Raw genomic sequence first — 22,857 nt, forward strand, 5'->3', positions numbered from 1 at the left:
ACATCCATCTTAAATTGAACAGAATAAACCTCATTTGGGTGTTTCATCAACCCATCCACACCAAATTTCTCAAATACTTTTACCCATTTCTCAATTGTTGTTCCACTTTGTATACCATGCTTCCTAGCCAACAAGACATATCCCAATTTTCCCTCTTGATACTCTCTTACTATCATTAATTTAAATTGTTCGCTGTATTTAGCCATAAAAATACACCCCAAAAGTTAGATTTTACTCTAACTTTTGGGGTGCAGTACATTCTTAGAAACCCCCTTTGTTTTTAAAACGAAATCATCGCACCGCGCTCATCAAAAATGGCTGAAGGATTCCAAGCGACTTCCCAAAGGTTATTTTCGGGATCGGCAAAATAGGCTGTCCGTCCGCCCCAGAAGGCATCACTAGGTTCTCTCAGTATTTTTGCCCCTGCGCTGCGAATGTCTTCAATCGTTGAGTCCACTTGTTCTGGTTGATCTACATTAATAGCCAAGGTCACAGCATGAAAGCCCCCGGGAGATTGTGTAAATTCAATGCCAGCATCCTTTGCTAACTCAGCAATCGGAAATAACGAAAGCAGGACTCCAGCCGTTTTAAAGACAGCGTATTGATCTGAGCTTAATTCAGTCTCCTCCCATCCCAGAGCTTGATAAAATTTCCTAAGGACCGGTAAATCGTATGCCCCAATCGTAAGCAAACTAACTCTTTGTGGAACCATAAATAAATCCCTCCATATAAATTATTATGTGGTACTCTTCTCCAAAAAATTTGTATTCTCCTCCTTAACTTGCGGATAAAGTGAGCCAACTTGCGGATAAAGTGAGCCAACTTGCGGATAACCGTCACCAACTGGCGGATAGTAGATTTTAGGATTATTCGTAGTTTAAATCAACAAATAAATGGTAAGATTTAAACAAAGTGATGTTAAAAATAAAGCGAGGTACACGGATGACAATTTATATTGCGCTGTTACGAGGAATTAATGTTGGCAAGCATAACCGGATCAAAATGGCAGATTTAAAAAGTCTATTAGAAACAATGGGCCTAACCAAGGTGAAAACATATATTCAAAGTGGAAATGTTTTATTCGAAGCAAAGGACGAGGCAGAGCAACTTAGCCAACGATTAGAGGATGAAATAAATAAGACATTTGGTTTTCCAGTCCCTGTTATTGTAAGAACAGCTGAGGAATACGAACAGATTATCCGTGATTGCCCCTATTCTATCGATTCGCTTAAGGAAGGCGAGAGTATCCAACTAGCCTTTTTGGTGGAGGAACCCTCCCAAGTGAAAACGGACCTTTTACGCAACTACGAAAGCGAGCCGGACGAATGTTTTATAAAAGGGAAAGAAGTCTACCTTTTTTTACGGCAGAGCATCCTAGATTCAAAACTAGCAGCACAGCTGCCGAAACTAGGTGTTCCGGCGACGGTACGTAACTGGAAGACAGTCATCAAACTATCGACCATGGTAGAAGATTTGATAAATAAATAACGCTCGGATCGATTGGATCCGAGCGTTAATCATGTTATTCGTTTTTTAATAAACGAACGCTTTCATTAAATTCCTTTTCAATCGCATCATTTTTCTTATAAGTGATCAAGCTGACAACCACTGCTACAATTAGATTGAAGACAAAGCCTGGAACTATTTCATAAAGCGTGTCACCAAGTCCAACATTTTTCCAAACGATAACGGTAACAGCGCCGACGATCATCCCGAAAAGGGCTCCCCAATTCGTAATCTTTTTCCAGAATAAACTTAGCAGGATAACTGGTCCGAAAGAAGCTCCGAAGCCTGCCCATGCATAGGCAACAAGGTCTAATATTGTGCTATTTTGCTTGAAAGCAAGAGCAGCAGCAATAACAGCAACAAGAAGAACCGCCATTCTTCCTAGGAAGACGAGGTGTTTATCCTTAGCATTTTTGTTCATTACCATTTTGTATAAATCTTCTACAAGCGCACTTGAAGTCACGATTAATTGAGAAGAAATCGTGCTCATAATCGCCGCAAGAATGGCAGCTAAAGCAAATCCTGCGAAAAGAGGGTGGAATAAAATCTGGCTTAATTCAATAAATACCGCTTCTGGATTCTTTAATACATGCTCAGGATTATTATGGAAAAATGCAATCCCAATAAATCCTGTGAAAATTGTACCGATAAGTGAGATAATCATCCAGCCCATACCAATTCGGCGAGCGCTTTTTGTTTCTTTGATCGTTTTGATCGCCATAAATCTTACAATAATATGCGGCTGTCCAAAGTAACCTAAGCCCCATGCCATTGCTGAAACAATACCTAAAAAGGTTGTCCCTTTTAATAAGTCCATTTTAGTAGGATCAATCGCTCGAATCGTTTCAAACGTTTCAGCGGGGCCACCCGTGTGAAAGATGCCAATGGCCGGAATAAGTGCTAGGGCAATCAGCATCATTAATCCTTGAATAAAGTCTGTATAACTTACAGCCAAAAACCCACCAAATAAGGTGTAGGCAACCACAACGCCGCCAACAATCAAAAGCCCAGTATGGTAACTCGTGCCAAACGAGCTCTCAAAAAAGACAGCCCCAGAAACCATTCCGGAAGAAACATAGAAAGTAAAGAATATAAGAATAACAATACCTGAAACAATACGGAGTAGTTTGGTGTTGTCTTTAAAACGGTTTTCAAGGTAGCTAGGAATCGTGATGGAATCATTGGCAACTTGAGTATAAGAACGCAAGCGAGGTGCAACTAGCAGCCAGTTAAGATAGGCTCCAATCGTTAAACCGACCGCGATCCACGCATCTGCCAAACCTGTTACATAAATTCCCCCAGGTAAGCCCATTAAGAGCCAGCCGCTCATATCAGCAGCCCCTGCACTTAAAGCGGTTACAGCTGGTCCTAAAGATCTTCCCCCAAGCATGTAATCCGTAAGATTGCTAGTCTTTCGATAAGAATACCAACCGATAAAGAGCATAGCGGCAATATAGATTCCAATCGAGAGTAGTTGTAGTGATTCGTTTGACATATATTTCCTCCCCTGTTTTGTTATCGTAGAAAATACTTTTGATAATATTTCCTATATAAAAAATATTCTATCAACTTTAAAACTCTATTACTAGTGTAAAAATATGTTTTTAAAAAATAGGGAAAAGTACTTGTAGTATAACATTGGCGAACCTGCTTAAGCAGTTCGATTGTAACGTGTAATTGAAACGATTATTATAGAAGCAAATGGAAAGGGTGCTGTGTAAATGGATTTAAACCAATGGTTTCAAAAAGGATTAACTGTCGATGGGTACATCAATGCGATGACCACCAATAAAGATGAAATGCTTACAATCTATAAGCAACTTACCTTAACGGATGAAGACAGAAATAAACTCGAGGCATTAAGACCGCAAAAATTACGAGCGATTGTCCTCTCAGAGGATTGGTGTGGGGATGCGATGCTGAATAACCCTATTTTGCTGCGAATAGCTGAGGCAGCCGGGATGGAAGTCCGTTTCGTGCTCCGCGATTCAAATCTGGAGTTAATGGACCAATATTTAACCAATGGCACGTCGAGAGCCATTCCAATTTTTATTTTTATCAATGAAGAAGGCAATGAAGTTGGCGTATGGGGACCAAGAGCAACTGAAATACAGGCATTTGTAATGGAAAAGCGTGCTGCCTTGCCAGATAAAGACGCTGAGGATTTCCAAGAGAAACAAATGGCAATGTTTAAGAGCTTTAAAGAAACCTATCAAACAGATACGGCCATTTGGCAAACCGTTGCCAATAGTATCCTATCGACACTGTTAAAATAACAAAGAGGATCCCCTAGGCAAGGGGATCCTTTTCTCGTCCATATTAAATACTGCTGTTCTTTGGAGGGATGCGGTCGTTCTGCAAACTTTTATCACTGATTTTTGGCTCAATTCCAAGAATGAAATTACGGATGTTCGAGCGGTGAAGATATATTAAGAATAAAGTGAATAAAAAAGAGATAAGTTCTAACTCAAAATCAGGAGAAACCAAAGCATATACGAGCATACTTAGACCAACGGTGATGGAGCCGAAGAATACATACTTTGTTAAAAAAATAACCAAAAAGAAGGTAATATAGGCAATCACTAATAAAGGAAAATTGGCAATCAACAGTGCTCCGGCAGTTGTAGCAATCGCCTTTCCCCCTCTAAAGCCTGCAAAAATTGGAAAGCAATGCCCAACAACAGCAGCGAATCCAAAGTAAAGAGGTTCCGCCTCAAGATTGATGTAACTTGGCATGTAGGCTGCCAAAGCGCCCTTCGCAAGATCAATAAGCAGGACGAAAATAGCTGACTTTTTACCAAGAACCCTCAATGTGTTGGTTGCACCAGGATTTTTGCTGCCATGATCCCGGATGTCTACACCAAAGACCAACCTGCCTACAATTAAGGCGGTGGGAACGCTTCCAATTAAGTAGGAAGCTAGAAGCAACAGCCAGAACATAAGCATCCTTCCCCCATCTATTATTTTAATAAATTCGTGTTATTTATAGATTCTATCACACTTCAGTGGTATTATTTTGTTGAATTCTCACTATTAGTAAGAAAAGGGAGCGCTCAACATGAGACAAATTGATTTTGGTCAAGTTGCTAATAGCTATGCAAGCGCAAGAGAAGATATTCCCGTAACCTTAATGGATAGCCTCCATCTCCGCAATATTTTTTTTGAAGGAAAAAAAGTCGCTGATATCGGCTCGGGAACTGGTGTGTTAACAAGAAAAGTGGCCTTACGAAAAGCGGATGTTATTGGCATTGAGCCATCAAAGGAAATGCTAGAACAGGCAAAGGCTTTCAATCTTACGAAGAATTTTACCATTCCGTATCAACTGGGCAGTGCAGAAGATACAGGTCTAAAAGATTCACAGTTTGATATTGTCACAGTAATAAGGGCATGGCATTGGTTTGATCGTCCTAATGCAATCCAAGAAATGAAAAGGATATTAAAAGCAAAAGGGACGTTAATTGTTATTGATTCTGGTTTTCTATCAGGCACGCCTGCCGTTGAAAAAACCTTTGCAGTGCTAGCTAAATACGTTGAAGGCGGCTTATTGCCAGCAGGTTCGAAAGCAGAGTCCCAGATGCGGATGAACGGATTTCCCGTCGAGTGGTTTGCTGAATGGCAGACAAATGGTTTCGAACTAAGAGATTTTTATAAGTTAAATTACACGGTCAACTTTACAAAGCGGGAATGGATCGAGCGAATGGAGTCGATTTCATGGCTTGCAGGAATAGATGTAACTGTTCGAAAAGCGGCATTGGAGGAGTTAGCCAGTTCAATACCAGATCAAGAATCCTTTGTCATTCCACATGAATGTAATGTTTGTATTTTAAGAATTGGAGAGTAGACCTACTATTTACGTTATAATAACTTAAAAGATAAACTTATCACATGATGAAACAACATCGCCTTATGAAAAGGATGATCAATTTGAGTCAGAAGCTTAAAATTCAACAGCCAAAAATTCCATCAAGTTTAACACCATTAGACTTTAACGATAGAGAAGATTCTTACATTAACATGGCCATTATCAGCGACTGCTCGATATCACAAGAGGAAATTGAAAAGCTAATTTTTGAGGAGGTTGTATTTAAAAATGTAACCTTTCTCGATGGATCATTTCGGTTTATTCAATTAACCGATGTCATTTTTGATCGATGCGATCTATCCAATGTGGATTTTACCGATGGAATTATCCACCGTGTCGAGTTTCGCGATTCTAAACTATTAGGGTTAAACCTTGCAGATGCTACACTTCGTAATGTCTTGTTTGAAAGCTGTAATCTGAATATGGGTTCGTTTGGATATGCTGATTTGAAGGAAATGAGATTTGAAAATTGTTCCCTTCGCAATGCTGATTACTATGATGCCAAGTTTAAAAAAATTGAATTTAAAAATTGTGATCTTGATGATGCGAATTTTACGGGAACCACTCTTAAAGGAGTGGACCTCAGCACCTGTAAATTTAACCGCTTAAATCTCTCACTTGATAGTGTTGCAGGGTGCACGGTTTCTGCAGACCAGGCGCTAGGATTTGCGAGGCTATTAGGATTGGAAATTAAAGAATAATCTACGAAATATAAGCTAAAACCGTGTGGCCGCCGTCGCACGGTTTTTTCTTGTGGAATTTTTCTGCCATGAAAATTAGCATGGTATGATAAAAAAGATTCGAAAAAATATTTTTTAAATTAGTGTAGGGTTTTTTCAATAACCTGTCGTCTATTAAAGTGAGTAACAACAAAGAAAGGGGGAGAGAACAATTAGCGATGCAGCCTTAATAGAAAATGTGTTAGAAGGCAATGATCACGCCTTTCGCCTTTTGTTAGAGAAGTACCGCAATGATGTGTTCCGGACCATCTTTGCTGTTCTTCGCGACCAAAAGGAAGCAGAAGACGCAGCACAGGAAGTATTTATGAAAATCTATACTTCTCTCCCCCAATACCAAAATCAAGGTTTCAAAACGTGGATGACGCGAATAGCTGTTAATCATGCGATAGATTTCAAAAGAAAACAAGTGAGAAGAAGAGAGGAAGTGGCGGAAGACCTCGAGCTGCAGTTAGTAGGGACACCGAAAGATAGTATTGAAAAAGAGATAATGGATACCGACCGGAGAAGGCTCGTCAGGAAGAAGCTTGATGATCTGCCCGAAAATTACCGTGATGTGATCTACGGATTTTACATAGCGGAAAAAAGCTATCAACAAATGGCAGAAGAACAAAATGTGCAGGTAAAAACGATTGAAACAAAGCTGTACCGGGCTCGCCATTGGATGAAAAAGAATTGGAAGGAGGACGATTTTTCATGAAGCATTACACTTATGATGAGTGGTTGCAATACGTTAATGACGAAATCAATGAGAATTCAAGGCAGGAATTAGAAGACCATTTATACTCGTGCGACCAATGTCTCAACCATTACTTAATGGCGATGGAAGCAAATGAATCATCGCTTCCAATTCTATCCGACATGAGCGAGTTTACCGATTTGGTCATGGCAGAGGTTTCGAAACAAAAAATCGTGGTGCCTGACACCGTTAGAAACCTAAACACTATGTTAATGGTTCCTTCGGTGCCTGACACCAAAAATGACACCAAAACTGACGCCAAAATCAAAATGAAGAGAAAACCTTTTTATCAGCAAGCGGCATTCCATTATCTTCTGGCTGCAGCGGCGACGATTCTGTTGACCTTCACGGGTGCTTTTCAGTCGCTCGCTACGTATGCGAATGCGTTAGAAAGCCCGCAACCGCAAGTTCAGAAAAAGAAGCATTCGGTCACAGAGGGTGTTATTAATAAAACTTTTGCATGGATGGATTCACTAGAAAAAAAGGAGGCAGTTAAGAAATGAAAAATCCGACAAAAGCATTGACCTTATCCTTATTTCCAGGCCTTGGTCATATATATTTCGGCAACATGTTTCGCGGAGTACTATATCTACTGACCGTAATGGGGTTGGCGTTCGTCACTGTTATTGGGTTAGTAACGAATAATGAGGAAGTTGGCATTGTTACCTTTATGTTAGGACTATTCATTTACCTAATTAGTTTTATCGACATGGGTGTGCAGGTTTCTAAACATAAAAAGGCGCAGAAGACAGCGAACCCAGATGAACCGCAGCCACAGGCTTCCCAAGATTCAGAACGCTTCTATACCATCGTTTTGTCATTTATTCCTGGTCTAGGGCATTTCCAGATTGGACTGATGAACAGGGGATTAACACTTTTGGCAACGTTTTTGGGGCTGGGGGTCATGGTTACATTTGTAACTGCACTTTCCAATCGCGGCGAATTTATGGTCTTTATGGCAGCCCTGCCGATTATCTGGGTCTACGGATTCTTTGATGCGGTTCAACAGGTAAATAAAAAGCAGCGCGGTGAGGAGCTTGTCGACAGAACGATTTTTGAAGACTTTGAAATGCGCCGCGAGGACGGGAAAAAGAGTAAGTCGATTGCTACCTTTCTTTCAATCTTCCCAGGGGCAGGCCACCTCTATTTAGGCTTACAGCGCCGGGGCATCCAGTTAATGGCAGCGTTTCTTTTTTCTATCTATATTTTAGATATCTTACGGCTTGGAATCTTCTTGTTCTTAATCCCAATCATTTGGTTTTACAGCTTTTTCGATGCCATGCAAAAGGTTTCAAAGTACGGGGAAGAAACGGTGGAGGATGTTCCGATTATTGCTTATTTCCTTAATCATCAGAAATGGGTCGGCATTGGACTTGTTCTGATGGGACTCTACTATCTAGTGATGAACGTCCTGCTTCCAGCTTTTTCACCGATGTTAAGCAGGTTAATTGATATCGATGTGATGTATTGGGTTCAAGGTTATTTTCAAACGGGGCTTGTTTGTCTGCTGTTGATTGGCGGGGGAATTAAACTTCTATCTGGAAGCAAACAAAAGCAGGGGGCTGAGAAGCATGAGTAAGTGGGGAAAAACAATTGCAGGGGCAGCTATAATCGGATTCGGGATTGGGTTCCTTTTTAGAAAAAGAAAGGGAGGAGAAGAAGCATGAGAACTTGGCGTGTTGGGACGTTTTCGATGGGGGCCTCACTCGTTTTCCTTGGCCTCTTCCTCTTTTTTTCAAAGTTTTTGGGGTTAGACCTTGTACAAGTTATGACGGCTTGGTGGCCGCTTTTATTGGTTGTTCTCGGAATTGAAATTCTCCTTTATTTGTTTTTGTCACGGCAGGAAAAGCCGGTCTTGAAATATGATTTTCTTAGTATTTTCTTTGTAGGATTAATTGGAACTGCGGGAATTGCGTTTGCGATTTTAAGCACAACGGGGATTATGGGGAAGGTGGAAGAAGTGATGGCGAGGGAAGAGCGCTCGTTTGAACTGCCTGCTTTTTCCTACCAAATGGATGACAGCATCAAACGGGTGGTGGTCAGGACGGTGGGCCATCAGATGACGGTGGAGTCAACGGAGGAAAAGGAGGTATCATTGTTCGGTACATACCGGGTGCAAACAGCCAAAAAGGAGAAGTTACTCCAAAGTGCGGATGATGTGATTATAGCAAACCAAAAGGGTGATACGCTCTATTTAAACATGAAGTCACTGCCAAACGAAATGAGTCCGTTTAATGCAGCTGGGGAAGTAGCGGCGACACTTTTGGTTCCGAATCATGTGAAGCTTGAGGTGATTGGCAGTGATAATGCGTTAACCTTAAAGCCACGCTCGCTTGTGAACGACTGGAGTATTGAAAGTGTCGGATCGGTCGTTGTCGATGTGGCCGCGGCTAGCAATTTGAAGGTTGCAGCAGTAGGTGCCCAAGAGGTAAGAGGGAAAGATGGCGACTGGAAGGTGTCAACGGAAAAGGATTTAAATGGCATCGACAATGGCAGGAAAAATGCAGTTTATCAATTTGGTGAAGGAAAATACCATATCAATATTGCCAATGCCTATGATGTTAGTCTTACTACGAATAAATAAATATATAGAGAAGTGATTAGGCATACATGGCTAAATCCACTTGTCTAGTTTTTTGCAAAAAAATAAAAAAACGTTATGATAGGAGTTGGATGTTTGAAGAAAAAATAGTTTATAGGCTTGGTTATAAGTTTGTAAGCTAGGATAATAATTGGTAGAATATTGAATTAAGCAGATAACGAATGCCGATTGTTGATTTCAAAAATAGGATGATGAAAACGATGAAAAGAGCAAGACTGATTTACAATCCTACCTCAGGACGTGAAATTCTAAAGCGGAATCTTCCAGAAATTCTTCAAAAGCTTGAGATTGCTGGGTATGAAGCTTCATGCCACGCAACCACTGGTGCAGGCGATGCGACCGAAGCAGCACGCTTAGCTGTAGAGCGTCAGTATGATATCGTCATTGCAGCGGGTGGAGATGGTACGATTCATGAAGTGGTCAACGGACTTGCGGAACAAGATTACCGTCCTAAATTAGGGATCATTCCAGCAGGAACCACGAATGACTTTGCCCGAGCCCTCCACATCCCCAGAGATATTGGACCAGCTGTAGACATTATCACTAAGGGTGAATTGATTCCCGTCGATATTGGACGTATCAATGATCGATATTTTATTAATATTGCGGGCGGCGGAAGAATAACCGAGCTTACATATGAAGTACCAAGCAAATTGAAAACGATGCTCGGCCAACTAGCCTACTACTTAAAAGGGATGGAAATGCTGCCTTCTATTAAACCTTCCGAAGTTTCGATTGAGTATGATGGGAAACTGTTTGAGGGTGAAGCGATGCTCTTTCTTGTCGGGCTGACAAACTCGATTGGTGGCTTTGAAAAGCTGGCACCGGATTCTTCTATTAACGATGGACTCTTTTCATTATTAATATTGAAAAAGACGAATCTTGCTGAATTTATCCGGATTGCTACGTTGGCTCTTCGCGGTGAGCATGTAAATGATCCAAATGTCATCTACACTCAGGCCAACCGGATTAAAGTCCAGGCAGTAGATAAAGTCCAGTTGAATTTGGATGGGGAGTTTGGCGGCTTGCTTCCAGCCGAGTTTGAAAACTTGTACCGTCATTTAGAGGTGTTTGTTCCTCTTGACGATATTCGCCCGAATGATCGCCCGACTGATTGGGAATCGGGGAAAAGATATAGCTAAGTGAAAAGTTCGTTCCAATCGGAGCGGGCTTTTTTTACAGGTGATAAAGGGAATTGTGTAATAGTTCTAGAATAATGTCTGTAATGAAATGAGAAGGGGCGTTGTGAAATGAAGGCGTTAATAAATATCGATTATACCTATGATTTTGTGGCGGTTGATGGGGCGTTAACATGCGGTGAGCCAGGACAAAAAATCGAAGGAAGGATGGTTGAACTGACAAATGAGTTTATTACGAAGGATGATTACGTTGTATTTGCCATTGATGTCCATGATCAGGGTGACGAATACCATCCAGAAACGAAATTGTTTCCGCCGCATAACCTTCGCGGGACGTCAGGAAGAGACTTGTTTGGTGCGCTGAAGGAAGTGTTTGAAATGAATGAACAACGTGAGAATGTTACCTTTATGGATAAAACAAGATACTCTGCTTTCGCGGGAACAGACCTTGAAACCAAATTACGAGAGCGCGGAATTACAGAAGTTCATTTGGTCGGCGTCTGCACCGATATATGTGTTCTTCATACAGCAGTAGATGCTTACAATAAAGGATTTAAGATTGTGGTATATAAGGATGCCGTGGCTTCTTTTAATCAGGCGGGTCATGAATGGGCCCTCGGACATTTTGAACAATCCCTAGGAGCGATAGTTAAATAGACTTTCGAGGGTAATATTGGTTATAATGAGGAAAAGCTGAAATAGTATTTCGGAGGTCTGATTATGAAACACTTTTATCACGATGATAGTTTAACTCTGCATACCGATCTATATCAGATCAATATGGTAGAAACGTATTGGAGAGATGGGATACATAATAAACGTGCGGTCTTCGAACTATTTTTCCGCAAGCTTCCGTTCGGGAACGGCTATGCAGTATTCGCTGGATTGGAGAAAGTAATCCAGTTTATTCAAGGCTTCCGCTTTAGTGGAGAAGACCTCGAGTATTTGCAAAATGAAGTAGGTTACAAGGAAGATTTTATCCAATATCTTAGAGAAATCCGTTTCACCGGAACAATCTGTGCGATGAAAGAAGGCGAGCTTGTTTTTGGCAATGAACCGATCTTACGTGTGGAGGCTCCACTTTGTGAAGCCCAATTAATTGAAACAGCGCTGCTTAACATTGTGAACTATCAAACATTAATTGCTACGAAGGCATCTCGCATCAAGCAAGTCGTGGGCGATGAAGTGGCGATGGAATTTGGGAGTAGACGGGCCCAGGAAATGGATGCTGCAATTTGGGGAACAAGAGCAGCCTATCTTGCCGGTTTTGAATCAACAAGCAATGTAAGAGCTGGTAAGCTGTTTGGCATTCCTGTATCTGGAACACATGCCCATTCGATGGTCCAAGCTTATAAAGACGAGTATACGGCTTTCATTAAATATGCCGAAACACACAAGGATTGTGTCTTTTTGGTTGATACATATGATACACTCCGCCTCGGTGTTCCAAATGCGATTAAAGTGGCAAAAGAATTAGGCGATAAAATTAATTTTATCGGAATTCGTCTTGATAGCGGCGACCTTGCTTACCTATCAAAGGAAGCACGCAAAATGCTCGATGAGGCTGGATTCACTGATGCTAAGATTGTTGCCTCAAGTGATTTAGATGAATATACGATTATGAGCTTGAAATCTCAGGGTGCCAAAATTGATAGCTGGGGAGTTGGCACAAAGCTGATTACAGCTTACGACCAAGCTGCACTGGGTGCTGTTTATAAAATTGTGTCTATTGAGGATGAAACCGGAAAAATGGAAGATACGATCAAGATCTCATCCAATCCGGAAAAAGTTACAACCCCAGGATTGAAGAGAATTTATCGCATCATCAATAATACAAACCATCATGCTGAAGGTGATTATATTGCGTTAGCAGACGAAAAGCTGCCTGAAAAACGGCTGCGGATGTTCCATCCAACCCACACGTATTTGAATAAGGTGGTTACCAACTTTACAGCAAAAGAATTACATGAAGAAATCTTTTCTAAAGGCGAGCTTGTTTATGAAATGCCTTGCTTGGAAGAATCCCGTGATTATTTGAAGCAAAACCTCGATGCACTTTGGGGCGAGTATCAGCGGATTACGAATCCAGAAGGTTATCCAGTTGACTTGAGTCAAAAATGCTGGGATAACAAGATGAGAAATATTGAAGAGGTTAAAGACAAGGTAGAGGCAATGAAAAGGTAACGATCAGGCGTTCTTTTAATAAAAAAAGGGCAGACTTAAGAGGTTTTATTTCCCTTTTGAGTCTGCCCTTCGTTTATTTTTGTTTAAAGAAATCGACAAAGGCATGGAAAATTTCGATACCCTGGTAGGTAAGCATACTTGCGGCTGATAGTGAAAAGAAGCCAATGATTACAAAGCGGATCCACATTTTAATTTCCTCCCTTATTATGGTGTTAGCTTATGATTCGGGAGGATGGATCACATAGTTTGATTGATGAAAGATGGGAATGAGAAAAATAAAGCTTTTGTGAAAACTTATGAACAAATAAATCAGTGGAGTTAGTGCTGCTGAAAGGATGATCGTAAGGATAAAGTGAGTTTGTATAACAACGGGCAGCTTTTTTTCATCGTTCCATTGGTCTTTCACCGCTCCATCATCTACGTTGATGATGGCTTTGATATTAGCGTGGGAGTGAGGAAGTGAGTAGGAAAAATGGATAAAGGTGAAAGTAAGGAAGGCAAGGAGTAACGGAATGGAAAGGTTTTTTAGCATCTTCATCAATATCCTCTCCTTCCCAAAAATGAGATTGTTTTAATCATATACACTTTTATTATATTTGAAAACAAAAATATTCTGACAATTTTCGTAGTCTTATTGAAAAAAAGGCTTTTGTCCATTAACAGGTTTCGCAATCAGTCATGCTTTGTGTTACAATCTTAGCAGTCAAAACGAGCAAAGGAAGAAACGTATGAGCAGAATAGTACCGGTTAATAAAAATGATTACATAGATGTAGTTTTTGAAGATTTAACCCATGACGGAGCGGGTGTGGCCAAGGTTGATGGGTACCCGTTATTTGTCTCGAACGGACTGCCGGGCGAAAAGGCAAAAGTGAAGGTGATTAAGACAGGCAAAGGGTACGGCTTTGGGCGATTGGTCGAGCTTTATGAAAAAAGCCCGTTCCGAGTCGATATTGAGAGCGGTGATATCCATAAATTTGGCGGCTGCCAGCTCGAGCACATCAGCTATGAAGGTCAGCTGAAATATAAAGAAAACCAGGTCCGTCAGGTGCTCACACGGATCGGTAAACTGGAGGATGTTGTTGTTCATCCGATTCTGGGGATGGACCATCCCTTGCATTACCGCAACAAAGCCCAGGTACCTGTTGGAGAGAAGGACGGCAAATTGATTGCTGGCTTCTATAGACCGAGGAGCCATGAAATTGTTGATACGAATGAGAGTGTCATTCAATTGCCTGAAATTAATGAAGCGGTTCAGACGGTAAAGGAAATATGCAGCGAGCTAGGGATTCGTGCGTATCACGAGGAATCTCATAAAGGTGTACTCAGACACATTATGGCTCGTTATGGTCAGCAGACGGGAGAGCTCATGGTAGTAATTATCACGAGGACGGCGGATCTTCCTCAGAAAAATCAGCTGGTTGAGCAAATTGTTGCGCGGCTCCCGAAGGTAAAGTCAATCGTCCATAATGTCAATTCGAAGCGCACAAACGTCATCATGGGGGAAAAAACGACAGTTTGGTGGGGGAATGAAGTCATCTATGACTATATCGGGGATGTGAAATTTGCCATTTCTGCACTGTCCTTTTACCAAGTAAACCCTGTTCAAACAAAGGTGTTATATGATAAGGCGCTTGAATATGCGGACCTTAGCGGTGAAGAAAGCGTCATTGATGCTTACTGTGGAATCGGAACGATTTCTCTATTTTTAGCACAAAAAGCAAGGAAAGTATTCGGCGTAGAAGTTGTTCCAGAGGCAATAGAGGATGCTAAGCGGAATGCAGCGTTAAATGAGATGACGAATACAGAGTTTGCTGCAGGGGAAGCGGAGGTTGTTATACCAAAGTGGTATAAGGAAGGTAATGTCGCCGATGTTTTGGTTGTTGACCCGCCGCGCAAAGGCTGTGACGAGGCCTTGCTGCAGACCATTATTGAGATGAAACCGAAAAAGGTCGTTTATGTATCGTGTAATCCAGCCACCCTAGCAAGAGATTTACGGATATTGGAGGACGGAGGATACAAAACGGTGGAAGTGCAGCCGGTCGATATGTTTCCGATGACCACGCATGTGGAAGCGGTCGCGAAGATTGTATTAAAAAACCTTTAAATCACACTGGATAAAGGGACTAAGATGAATAGTGGGTTAGATGCTGTCTGGGAGAAACCAGCCAATGGCATCTAGCCCTTTTATATAATTAACAAAATTATACAAACTTCGGGGATTGACAGATTTTTTATACATTAATGTGGATTTTAAATATCAAACAGGAATAAGCATATGGACTAGAAATATAACCGTAAAGATCATTGCCATGATTCGGTGGGACTTTTTTCGAAACCCTGATGCTTTTTTGTGGTAAGTACCCAGCAAACAAAGTGACCAAAAGAAATAAAAGGATGTATAACCCAGCAACATCTTGATATGACCATATAATCATGCTGAATACTTTTCAGAAAATTATGTACTTCATATTATTAATATGCTATAGTTAGTGAAAATTACATATCGTGTAAGAATTGGTGCCAAGCTAAGGCTTGGCTTAAAAGGGAAGAACGGTGTAATTCCGTCGCTGTCCCGCAACTGTAAATCGGAGTGAATCACAAATACCACTGTCAAATGATGGGAAGGTGTGAGGAGCAATGATGATAAGCCAGGAGACCTGCCAAATTCTAGTACACACCAGATACCTACGTGGAAATAGGTGGTGACAGTCATTTGTACGACAAACGAGTTATGAGCAGCGATGTTTATGCATATTTTTATAAGCATACCTTTAACTTGATTGTAAAGCCATTTCCATTTTGTGGAGATGGCTTTTTTGTTGTATAGGAGATTATCAAATCATTTATTTTGGATAACGTGAACTAGTTCTCTGAATCCAGCTCCAGCGCCTTTTGTTCTATTTGGGAATATGTAAATTTAAAACAGGAGGAATGTAAAATGAATTTAGTAAGTACTGCTATTGGTTACCCGTACATTGGTGATAATCGGGAGTGGAAACGTTGTGTAGAATCTTTTTGGAAGGGTGCGATATCAGAGGAGCAATTTATTTTCGAGATGAAAACGAATCGCTTGAATAATTTGAAGCGCCAGCAATCATTAGGCTTAGAGTTACTAACAGTTGGGGATTTTACCATTTATGACCGTATGCTTGACCATGCGGCAATGTTCGGATTGATCCCAAATCGTTATAAGTGGACAGGTAGTGAAGTCGATCTAACCACTTATTATGAAATGGCCCGTGGGGCAAGCCATGTTGTGGCTTGTGAGATGACAAAGTGGTTTAACACAAACTATCACTACATTGTACCTGAGTATGAAGGCAAGTCATTACAATTAACCAAAAACTACATTTTAGATTATTTTGAAGAGGCCAAAGAGGAATTAGGTCTTATTACAAAGCCTACAATAATCGGTCCTTTTACTTTTGTTAAATTAACGAAAGGATACGATGCCAAAACCAAAGCATTGTTTATTTTAAAACTCTTACCGTTATATGCTCAAGTATTCCAGCAACTTGTAGAGGCTGGGGCACAGTGGATTCAAGTGGAAGAACCAGCACTAACCCTTTCCCTAACAGCAGATGATGTAAAACTAGTGCAAGAAATTTACAAACAGTTAGCAGAAGAAGTACCGGCTGCACAAATCATGTTGCAAACCTATTTTGAAGGACTATCAGCGTATGAAGAGCTGTCTCAATTACCTGTTGCAGGGATTGGTCTTGATTTCATACATGGTGCCGAAGAGAATATGGCTTCACTTCGAAAACACGGGTTCCCACAAGACAAAGTATTAGGAATTGGTATCGTAAATGGACGTGATATTTGGCGGGCGAATTTGGCTGAAAAAGCAATGAATACAAAAGCTATTTTATCATTAAGCGGGGTAAAAGAAGCTTGGATTCAGTCTTCATGTAGTTTACAGCATGTACCTGTGACGACGAAGGCTGAAACGCGTCTAGATGCGACATTAACAAATGCTTTGTCATTTGCCGATGAGAAAATTGTTGAGTTAGCACATATCACATCCTATTTTCGTGACGAGAACTGGACTGGAAATAAGAGCGTATCACAAAGTATGATAGCGACTGAAGCATTAGAGCAGCATAAGGCGAGGAAAAATGCACGTGTGAAAGAGCTGGTATCACAAGTAAAGCCAGAGCATTTTACCCGTCCATTGACGTTTAACGAACGCCAGCCTTTGCAGAAAGAGGCATTACATTTACCGGATTACCCAACCACAACCATTGGCAGCTTCCCTCAGTCAGATCAAGTAAAACGGACACGTACAGCATGGCGTAAAAAGGAAATTACAGACGCTGAGTATGCAGCGTTTCTAAAAAGTGAAACAGCCCGTTGGATTCAAATTCAAGAAGAAATAGGACTGGATGTTTTAGTGCATGGTGAATTTGAGCGGACGGATATGGTTGAGTACTTTGGAGAAAAGCTAGAAGGTTTTGCCTTTACAGAAAAAGCATGGGTTGTATCCTATGGTTCACGTTGTGTCAAACCACCAATTATTTATGGTGACGTCGAGTGGACAGCCCCAATGACCGTGAAGGAAGTAGAAGCGGCACAGCAATTAACGTCTAAGTATGTGAAAGGGATGTTAACAGGTCCTATCACAATCTTAAATTGGTCTTTTGTCCGCGATGATATTTCACGTGAACAAGTAGCCAACCAACTAGCCTTAGCACTAAGAGAAGAGATTCAAGCTTTAGAAGATGCAGGCATTGCCATTATTCAAGTGGATGAACCGGCATTACGTGAAGGATTGCCATTACGCAAAGAAAAATGGGCTGATTATTTAGCATGGGGGGTAAATGCCTTTAAGTTAGCAACTTCTAGTGTGAAGAATGAAACACAAATCCATACACATATGTGCTATTGCGAGTTTAATGACTTTATTGAGCCGATTCGTGCCCTTGACGCAGATGTGATTTCAATCGAAACGTCTAGAAGTCATGGGGAGTTGATTCAATCTCTTAAAAAAAATCCATATGAACTTGGTATTGGTTTAGGAGTGTATGATATTCATAGTCCACGTGTACCAAGTCTAGAAGAAATCAATGCGATTTTAAACGATAGTTTAGAAATTATTTCAAAAGAACAGTTCTGGGTGAATCCAGATTGTGGTTTAAAAACACGTCATGAAGAAGAAACCATTGCATCGCTAAAAAATATGGTGTCAGCCGCTCGGAAACTACGCCAGCAGCAACAACAAACTGTTTAAATCTAAGCTTAACAATTAAATTAAGGGCCTTTTCCATTTTTGGAAAGGCTCTTTGGTTTGTTTAATTAACTGAACATCACCACGTAGGTATATGTGCATAAAATGATTAGTGCACGAAAATGGAGGTGTGATGTTCAAATATGATGTATTTCAATCATTACTATAGAAATAACCCTTACAATACGTATGTGCCGATATCAGAGTTAAGCAGGGTAGGAGCAAAGGTTACTTGGGATGAAAAACAAAAGGTTTTTAGAGTCACAAGTGATTATCATCTATTAAAGGTTGAAAACCAACAATTAAGGCAGAGGATAACAGAATTAACGGCGCTGGTAACGAATCGTGGCTTAAGGGCTAATGATCAAAACTGGGAAATGCACTTAGCTGACCAGGGAAATACCAATTATTCAACTGCTACAATGCCAGTAGATTTGACGTTATTATCATTAAAGAAAGATCCATTTAATAATGCATCTAAACTGTTTAGTGTAAATCAGAATCAGCTGTACTCTGCTGAACGAATTTCGAAAAAAATACTCTCTGCAACCGACTTGGACACCTATAAAGAGAGATGGAATTTTTCAACAGAAGACGAGAATGGATTTCTTGATTTGATAGCAAGAGACGGAGTGGTATACGCTTCAACCATGACTAATATTTATGCCATTCAGGATAACGGAACCTCTCCACTGACACTTTGGACCGTTGATAGCTTTGCGAATCGTCTAATACTTGACCAAAATACATTATTTTATTACACCAGAACCACCGAGGGTCTGGATGCGATTGGTACAGTAGATATAACAACGGGTCAAAAGAAATGGAGTTATCCCCTTAAATTCCAAGAGCTAATCGAAGGAGTTTTTGCTGCTGGCGGAAATAGACTGTATGCAAATATACGGAATCCAGTGCAAATGACATCCAAAATGTATGCATTCGATACGTCCACAGGAACTGTTCTTTGGACATTTGATCTTGATTCAAGCTTGCCTATTTACGGAGCTCCTGTCTATAAAGATGAGAAGCTTTACTTCGAAACAAAACCGGCGACAACAAGAAACATTTGGGCATTGGATGCAGCAAGTGGAAAAACATTATGGAAGTATAGTCCAACGGGTATGTTTACACAGCCTCTTTCTGTAACGGATGAGTCTTTAATTGTCCTGGATGAGATCAATATCATGGCGATTGATAAAAATACTGGAGTACAAAAATGGAAGACCATGTACGCAGAGCAGTTCGTTGCCGGGGGACTACAGACCATTAGAGGGTCAAGCGGTATGGTCGTAGCCTCAGACAGAATTATTTTGGGAAATTACAACAAGATAAAATTCTTTAATTCAGCAACTGGGCAGCTTATTTATTCAACTCTTCAGCTTACACCTACTACAGGCGCATCTGGTCTACGCCCAATCGGTGTCATCAAAGACACAATTTTTGTAACCGAGACGAATCAATTTCTCTATACGTACGCCGTGCCCAAACCAAGCCAGTTAGATACAGAAAAGCCAACGGCAACGATCGATTTGCCAGCAGTCAGCCAGCTTTCTATGCAGGATGGGAAGAATCAAATCAAGATTCCGGTTACAATAAGTGAAACGGCGGATATGGATGTAACCATTGTTGATGAAAGCGGCCAGGTAATTCAGACCATCGGTTGGGGACGCCATTTGAAGGGTACTTCCAATTTTTATTGGGATGGAAAAAATAGCCGTGGCTTTAATGTCATCCGTGGAAATTACTATCCAATTGTAAAACTCACAGATCTTGCTGGAAATAAGAATGAGTATACAGTACGTGACAAAATAATTCAGATAACAGAAGGATTCGGACTAACTATAAAAAATGCCAACTTGCGCTCGGCTGCAACCACACAAAGTACGATACTAAGAACAATCCCAGCTGGTTCAGAAGTAGTCATAACAGGAGAAACGGGTGATTGGTATCAGATTGAGTACAGGATTATCAGCGCAGTTCTGAAAGGATATGTCTCCAAGCCGTTAATCAAAGTTCCATCCAATCAGGAAATTCAAGCAATCGAAAGTGCTAAGACGAGGACAAACGTCAATGTTAGAACCTATCCTGGAACTCAGTATGATACAAAGATCGTGCTCCCGATGAATACAGATATAAAAATTTATTCCGCAATCGGAGACTGGTATTCAATAGAATACAAGAAAGACAGCGTTACTTTGGATTCTGGGTATGTAGCAAAATTTACTATTACCCTTCCAACTGTATCAACTTATGTATACACCGTTATTGCTGGCGATTCTCTCTGGAAGATTGCCCAGAAGAATGGTGTAACGATTGACTCCATCGTCAAAGCCAACAACCTCGATCCCAATCAACCTATTTATATTGGCCAAAAACTGACTATAGTGAAATAATACTTGTGAAACTGATTATGAAAAAGCAAATTGCCTAAAAGATATAATAAATTTGCCCAGTCTGATGACTGGGCTCAATTTATTATCAATGTTCCTTAATCTTCCTCAAACCATAATGGTGTCTTGTCATCAGGGTCTCCATTGTAATTTATCTTAATTTCCTCGCCTGCCTTAATGTCGGTATAGGCATAAAATTTGATTGTCCCTTTTTTAAATTTTCTTTTAAAAATGGCATTAGGTATACTGGAATGATTGAATAGTGACCCGACTCCTAATGCTAATGCACAGTCATCATAATTTGTTCCCCACCAGAAGACATAGTCTATTAACTTGGTTTTTTTCAAATACTTATACTCATCTTTAGGGAATACAATGACGGGTGACACCTCTAGAAGTTCATCCTTCATAATATCACGAGTCGCGAAAATCCCTCTCCCGTATTGAGATTGCCTAACCTCCAACATAGTTCTGTTTACCTCCATTTTAAACACATCTCAGTTGCAGTTTTTTTATTAAGGTATGAAAAAGGGCGGTGTTTGGTTTGGGTCAATTAGGGAGGTGCAAGTTCATAGAGGAAAAAAACCAAGTTAATGTGAAGAGACTAACTTGCCATCAGTGAACATATTTTTGTAAGGGGCTAAAAGATGTTAGTTGTGCAGTTGTCCAAAAAAATTATCATAATAATTATTTAATTGACTAATGGTTAATTTTACTAACAGGTATACAATATAAGTGATATCGGACAATTTAATCAAAAAATAAGCTATTAATCTATTAGTAAGGAGCCTAAATCATGTCTTTGAACGAAACTGAGATTGAAAAGCCCTTATACATAAAAGTACATCCAAATGATAATGTGGCGATCATTGTCAATTCAGGAGGATTGTCTGAGGGGACTGTTTTTCCAGATGGACTGAAACTGAACGAGCGTGTACCTCAAGGTCATAAAGTAACACTTACGGATTTAAAGAGTGGGGATGGGATTATTCGTTATGGCCACATCATCGGTTATGTTAAAAATCCTGTGAAAAAGGGAAGCTGGGTCAATGAAACTATGGTTGATTTGCCAAGTGCACCCGAGCTGGACGAACTATTAGCACCTGAGCTAGCGCCACAGTCTTTGCCGCCGCTAGAGGGATATACATTTGAGGGCTATCGGAATTCGAACGGGACGGTAGGTATCAAGAACATCCTTGGAATTTCAACAAGTGTACAATGTGTCGTAGGTGTAGTGGAATTTGCGGTTAAGCGGATTAAAAATGAACTTTTACCAAAATACCCAAATGTAGACGATGTCGTCGCTCTCAATCATAGCTATGGTTGTGGTGTAGCGATTAATTCCCCCGATGCAATCATCCCGATTCGAACCCTCCAAAATTTAGCCGTCCATCCGAGTTTTGGCGGGGAAGTTATGGTGGTTGGCTTGGGGTGTGAAAAATTAGTTCCTGACCGATTATTACCAGATGGAGATACCTCCAATGTTATCTTATTACAAGAACAGACAGGTTTTATAAATATGGTCGAAAAGATCTTGGAAATGGCCGAGACACGTCTAAAAAGGTTAAATGAGCGGAAGCGGGAAACATGTCCTGTTTCGGATCTTGTTATTGGAGTACAATGTGGCGGTAGTGATGCTTTCTCCGGCGTAACAGCCAATCCAGCTGTTGGCTATGCTGCCGACCTCATTGTTCGGGCAGGTGGAACGGTTATGTTTTCCGAAGTGTCTGAGATAAGGGATTCTGTCCATTTATTAATGTCTAGAGTTGCTGATGAGAAAGTAGGCAACGATTTAAAAAGGGAAATGAAATGGTATGACAACTATTTGCATGGCGGCCAAGTGGACCGGGATGCCAATCCGACGCCAGGGAATAAAAAAGGCGGCTTATCAAATGTTGTGGAAAAATCGTTGGGTTCGGTAGCGAAATCGGGAAACAGTCCCCTTGTTGAAGTAGTTCCGCCAGGTGCGAGGGCAACAAAAAAAGGCTTACTTTTCGCTGCTACCCCTGCAGGTGATTTTGTCTGTGGGACACTGCAATTAGCCGCCGGAATGCATTTGCAAGTTTTCACAACGGGAAGGGGAACGCCTTATGGTTTAGCCATGGCTCCTGTGATTAAGGTTTCAACTCGCAATGCCTTAACCGAGCAATGGAAGGACCTGATTGATGTTAACGCGGGAACAATTGCAACAGGTGAGGCAACGATTGAAAATGTAGGATGGGAAATTTTTCACCTGATTTTAGATGTGGCGAGCGGTCGCAAGCAAACCTATGCGGAAAAATGGGGGTTGCATAATGATTTATGCTTATTTAACCCTGCACCGATTACTTGATGCCTATGAAAGAGGACTCTAACTTTTTATGGTTGTTTCTTTTAAAATTGAAGAACAATGATATAAGGATAGAACGATTGTGGCAAAGCTAAAAATATTAAAGGCTGACAGGAAGCATAAACTGTACCCGTTGTAAAG

21 protein-coding genes, 1 pseudogene and 1 riboswitch are annotated in these 22,857 nt (G+C 40.8%); of the genes and pseudogenes, 16 read left to right on the forward strand and 6 right to left on the reverse strand.

The features are described 5' to 3' along the window. A partial coding sequence (locus tag J7E67_RS21750; protein ID WP_214732824.1) for a helix-turn-helix domain-containing protein occupies nucleotides 1–206 on the reverse strand: 206 nt, incomplete at its 3' end. 74 nt (nucleotides 207–280) lie between these two features. Continuing rightward, nucleotides 281–712, reverse strand: coding sequence for a VOC family protein (locus J7E67_RS21755; RefSeq protein WP_214714279.1), 432 nt, complete (start codon nucleotides 710–712; stop codon nucleotides 281–283). 77 nt (nucleotides 713–789) lie between these two features. Between J7E67_RS21755 and J7E67_RS32350 the strand changes: the two are divergent. Both J7E67_RS32350 and J7E67_RS21765 read left to right on the forward strand, forming a co-directional pair. After that, nucleotides 790–864 (forward strand): annotated as a pseudogene (locus tag J7E67_RS32350) (hypothetical protein); the annotation flags it as partial. Between the two features lie 78 nt (nucleotides 865–942). Beyond that, on the forward strand, nucleotides 943–1,488 hold the full coding sequence (locus J7E67_RS21765; protein ID WP_214714277.1) for a DUF1697 domain-containing protein: 546 nt from the start codon (nucleotides 943–945) through the stop codon (nucleotides 1,486–1,488). Between the two features lie 34 nt (nucleotides 1,489–1,522). Here the strand turns inward: J7E67_RS21765 and putP are convergent, their stop codons facing one another. Continuing rightward, nucleotides 1,523–3,001: a sodium/proline symporter PutP gene (gene putP / locus J7E67_RS21770; RefSeq protein WP_214714275.1), complete on the reverse strand. Its 1,479-nt coding sequence runs from the start codon at nucleotides 2,999–3,001 to the stop codon at nucleotides 1,523–1,525. A gap of 226 nt (nucleotides 3,002–3,227) precedes the next feature. On the opposite strand from putP, the gene J7E67_RS21775 reads away from it, so the two are divergent. Then, complete coding sequence (locus J7E67_RS21775; RefSeq protein WP_214714273.1) at nucleotides 3,228–3,782, forward strand: thioredoxin family protein; 555 nt, start codon at nucleotides 3,228–3,230, stop codon at nucleotides 3,780–3,782. 43 nt (nucleotides 3,783–3,825) lie between these two features. Here the strand turns inward: J7E67_RS21775 and plsY are convergent, their stop codons facing one another. Further along, complete coding sequence (gene plsY, locus J7E67_RS21780; RefSeq protein WP_214714271.1) at nucleotides 3,826–4,446, reverse strand: glycerol-3-phosphate 1-O-acyltransferase PlsY; 621 nt, start codon at nucleotides 4,444–4,446, stop codon at nucleotides 3,826–3,828. A gap of 118 nt (nucleotides 4,447–4,564) precedes the next feature. Between plsY and J7E67_RS21785 the strand changes: the two genes are divergently transcribed. The 9 genes from J7E67_RS21785 (at nucleotide 4,565) to J7E67_RS21825 (ending at nucleotide 12,769) form a co-directional block, all read left to right on the forward strand. After that, nucleotides 4,565–5,347 carry a class I SAM-dependent methyltransferase gene (locus J7E67_RS21785; RefSeq protein ID WP_214714269.1) on the forward strand — a complete coding sequence of 261 codons (783 nt, stop codon included), beginning with the start codon at nucleotides 4,565–4,567 and terminating at the stop codon, nucleotides 5,345–5,347. A gap of 74 nt (nucleotides 5,348–5,421) precedes the next feature. Further along, nucleotides 5,422–6,069: a pentapeptide repeat-containing protein gene (locus tag J7E67_RS21790; RefSeq protein ID WP_098934689.1), complete on the forward strand. Its 648-nt coding sequence runs from the start codon at nucleotides 5,422–5,424 to the stop codon at nucleotides 6,067–6,069. 217 nt (nucleotides 6,070–6,286) lie between these two features. Beyond that, entirely contained in the window at nucleotides 6,287–6,805 is a 519-nt protein-coding gene (locus J7E67_RS21795; protein WP_308160530.1) for a sigma-70 family RNA polymerase sigma factor, read from the forward strand. Then, nucleotides 6,802–7,347, forward strand: coding sequence for an anti-sigma factor family protein (locus tag J7E67_RS21800; protein ID WP_214714267.1), 546 nt, complete (start codon nucleotides 6,802–6,804; stop codon nucleotides 7,345–7,347). Before J7E67_RS21795 ends, J7E67_RS21800 begins: the two co-directional genes overlap by 4 nt. Further along, on the forward strand, nucleotides 7,344–8,423 hold the full coding sequence (locus tag J7E67_RS21805; RefSeq protein WP_214714265.1) for a hypothetical protein: 1,080 nt from the start codon (nucleotides 7,344–7,346) through the stop codon (nucleotides 8,421–8,423). The genes J7E67_RS21800 and J7E67_RS21805 overlap by 4 nt, the downstream gene beginning before the upstream one ends. A gap of 84 nt (nucleotides 8,424–8,507) precedes the next feature. Then, nucleotides 8,508–9,428 (forward strand): hypothetical protein, encoded by a 921-nt coding sequence (locus tag J7E67_RS21810; protein ID WP_214714264.1) that lies wholly within the window; start codon nucleotides 8,508–8,510, stop codon nucleotides 9,426–9,428. A gap of 218 nt (nucleotides 9,429–9,646) precedes the next feature. Beyond that, nucleotides 9,647–10,588 carry a diacylglycerol kinase gene (locus tag J7E67_RS21815; protein WP_214714262.1) on the forward strand — a complete coding sequence of 314 codons (942 nt, stop codon included), beginning with the start codon at nucleotides 9,647–9,649 and terminating at the stop codon, nucleotides 10,586–10,588. Between the two features lie 108 nt (nucleotides 10,589–10,696). Further along, the gene (locus J7E67_RS21820; protein ID WP_214714259.1) at nucleotides 10,697–11,242 is read left to right on the forward strand and encodes a cysteine hydrolase family protein; all 546 of its coding nucleotides are present in this window, start codon (nucleotides 10,697–10,699) and stop codon (nucleotides 11,240–11,242) included. Nucleotides 11,243–11,305: 63 nt separating this feature from the next. Next, nucleotides 11,306–12,769, forward strand: coding sequence for a nicotinate phosphoribosyltransferase (locus tag J7E67_RS21825; RefSeq protein ID WP_214714257.1), 1,464 nt, complete (start codon nucleotides 11,306–11,308; stop codon nucleotides 12,767–12,769). 217 nt (nucleotides 12,770–12,986) lie between these two features. On the opposite strand, the gene J7E67_RS21830 is transcribed toward J7E67_RS21825, so the two are convergent. Continuing rightward, the gene (locus J7E67_RS21830; RefSeq protein WP_214714255.1) at nucleotides 12,987–13,307 is read right to left on the reverse strand and encodes a hypothetical protein; all 321 of its coding nucleotides are present in this window, start codon (nucleotides 13,305–13,307) and stop codon (nucleotides 12,987–12,989) included. 190 nt (nucleotides 13,308–13,497) lie between these two features. On the opposite strand from J7E67_RS21830, the gene rlmD reads away from it, so the two are divergent. The 3 genes from rlmD to J7E67_RS21845 all read left to right on the forward strand — a co-directional run bounded on the left by rlmD (nucleotide 13,498) and on the right by J7E67_RS21845 (nucleotide 20,390). Then, a complete protein-coding gene (gene rlmD / locus J7E67_RS21835; protein ID WP_214714253.1) occupies nucleotides 13,498–14,874 on the forward strand; it encodes a 23S rRNA (uracil(1939)-C(5))-methyltransferase RlmD in 1,377 nt (458 codons plus the stop codon). A gap of 394 nt (nucleotides 14,875–15,268) precedes the next feature. Next, nucleotides 15,269–15,449, forward strand: a riboswitch (cobalamin riboswitch). Nucleotides 15,450–15,708: 259 nt separating this feature from the next. Beyond that, on the forward strand, nucleotides 15,709–18,000 hold the full coding sequence (gene metE, locus J7E67_RS21840; protein WP_214732825.1) for a 5-methyltetrahydropteroyltriglutamate--homocysteine S-methyltransferase: 2,292 nt from the start codon (nucleotides 15,709–15,711) through the stop codon (nucleotides 17,998–18,000). Nucleotides 18,001–18,140: 140 nt separating this feature from the next. Then, complete coding sequence (locus tag J7E67_RS21845; RefSeq protein WP_214732826.1) at nucleotides 18,141–20,390, forward strand: outer membrane protein assembly factor BamB family protein; 2,250 nt, start codon at nucleotides 18,141–18,143, stop codon at nucleotides 20,388–20,390. Nucleotides 20,391–20,485: 95 nt separating this feature from the next. Here the strand turns inward: J7E67_RS21845 and J7E67_RS21850 are convergent, their stop codons facing one another. Further along, a complete protein-coding gene (locus J7E67_RS21850) occupies nucleotides 20,486–20,854 on the reverse strand; it encodes an SET domain-containing protein (protein ID WP_214714248.1) in 369 nt (122 codons plus the stop codon). Between the two features lie 329 nt (nucleotides 20,855–21,183). On the opposite strand from J7E67_RS21850, the gene garD reads away from it, so the two are divergent. Beyond that, entirely contained in the window at nucleotides 21,184–22,719 is a 1,536-nt protein-coding gene (garD, locus tag J7E67_RS21855; protein WP_214714246.1) for a galactarate dehydratase, read from the forward strand. Nucleotides 22,720–22,857: the final 138 nt, after the last annotated feature.

The sequence above is a fragment of the Bacillus sp. ISL-46 genome, from assembly GCF_018613205.1.

Excerpts from the sequence above, each read along its gene's own strand:
- J7E67_RS21775 (WP_214714273.1), top strand. The coding sequence starts at position 3,228 with ATGGATTTAAACCAATGGTTTCAAAAAGGATTAACTGTCGATGGGTAC.
- J7E67_RS21785 (WP_214714269.1), top strand. The coding sequence starts at position 4,565 with ATGAGACAAATTGATTTTGGTCAAGTTGCTAATAGCTATGCAAGCGCA.
- J7E67_RS21765 (WP_214714277.1), top strand. The coding sequence starts at position 943 with ATGACAATTTATATTGCGCTGTTACGAGGAATTAATGTTGGCAAGCAT.
- J7E67_RS21790 (WP_098934689.1), top strand. The coding sequence starts at position 5,422 with ATGATCAATTTGAGTCAGAAGCTTAAAATTCAACAGCCAAAAATTCCA.
- garD (WP_214714246.1), top strand. The coding sequence starts at position 21,184 with ATGTCTTTGAACGAAACTGAGATTGAAAAGCCCTTATACATAAAAGTA.
- J7E67_RS21830 (WP_214714255.1), bottom strand. The coding sequence starts at position 13,307 with ATGAAGATGCTAAAAAACCTTTCCATTCCGTTACTCCTTGCCTTCCTT.
- J7E67_RS21825 (WP_214714257.1), top strand. The coding sequence starts at position 11,306 with ATGAAACACTTTTATCACGATGATAGTTTAACTCTGCATACCGATCTA.
- plsY (WP_214714271.1), bottom strand. The coding sequence starts at position 4,446 with ATGTTCTGGCTGTTGCTTCTAGCTTCCTACTTAATTGGAAGCGTTCCC.
- J7E67_RS21810 (WP_214714264.1), top strand. The coding sequence starts at position 8,508 with ATGAGAACTTGGCGTGTTGGGACGTTTTCGATGGGGGCCTCACTCGTT.
- rlmD (WP_214714253.1), top strand. The coding sequence starts at position 13,498 with ATGAGCAGAATAGTACCGGTTAATAAAAATGATTACATAGATGTAGTT.
- putP (WP_214714275.1), bottom strand. The coding sequence starts at position 3,001 with ATGTCAAACGAATCACTACAACTACTCTCGATTGGAATCTATATTGCC.
- J7E67_RS21815 (WP_214714262.1), top strand. The coding sequence starts at position 9,647 with ATGAAAAGAGCAAGACTGATTTACAATCCTACCTCAGGACGTGAAATT.
- J7E67_RS21800 (WP_214714267.1), top strand. The coding sequence starts at position 6,802 with ATGAAGCATTACACTTATGATGAGTGGTTGCAATACGTTAATGACGAA.
- metE (WP_214732825.1), top strand. The coding sequence starts at position 15,709 with ATGAATTTAGTAAGTACTGCTATTGGTTACCCGTACATTGGTGATAAT.
- J7E67_RS21845 (WP_214732826.1), top strand. The coding sequence starts at position 18,141 with ATGATGTATTTCAATCATTACTATAGAAATAACCCTTACAATACGTAT.
- J7E67_RS21755 (WP_214714279.1), bottom strand. The coding sequence starts at position 712 with ATGGTTCCACAAAGAGTTAGTTTGCTTACGATTGGGGCATACGATTTA.
- J7E67_RS21805 (WP_214714265.1), top strand. The coding sequence starts at position 7,344 with ATGAAAAATCCGACAAAAGCATTGACCTTATCCTTATTTCCAGGCCTT.
- J7E67_RS21820 (WP_214714259.1), top strand. The coding sequence starts at position 10,697 with ATGAAGGCGTTAATAAATATCGATTATACCTATGATTTTGTGGCGGTT.
- J7E67_RS21850 (WP_214714248.1), bottom strand. The coding sequence starts at position 20,854 with ATGTTGGAGGTTAGGCAATCTCAATACGGGAGAGGGATTTTCGCGACT.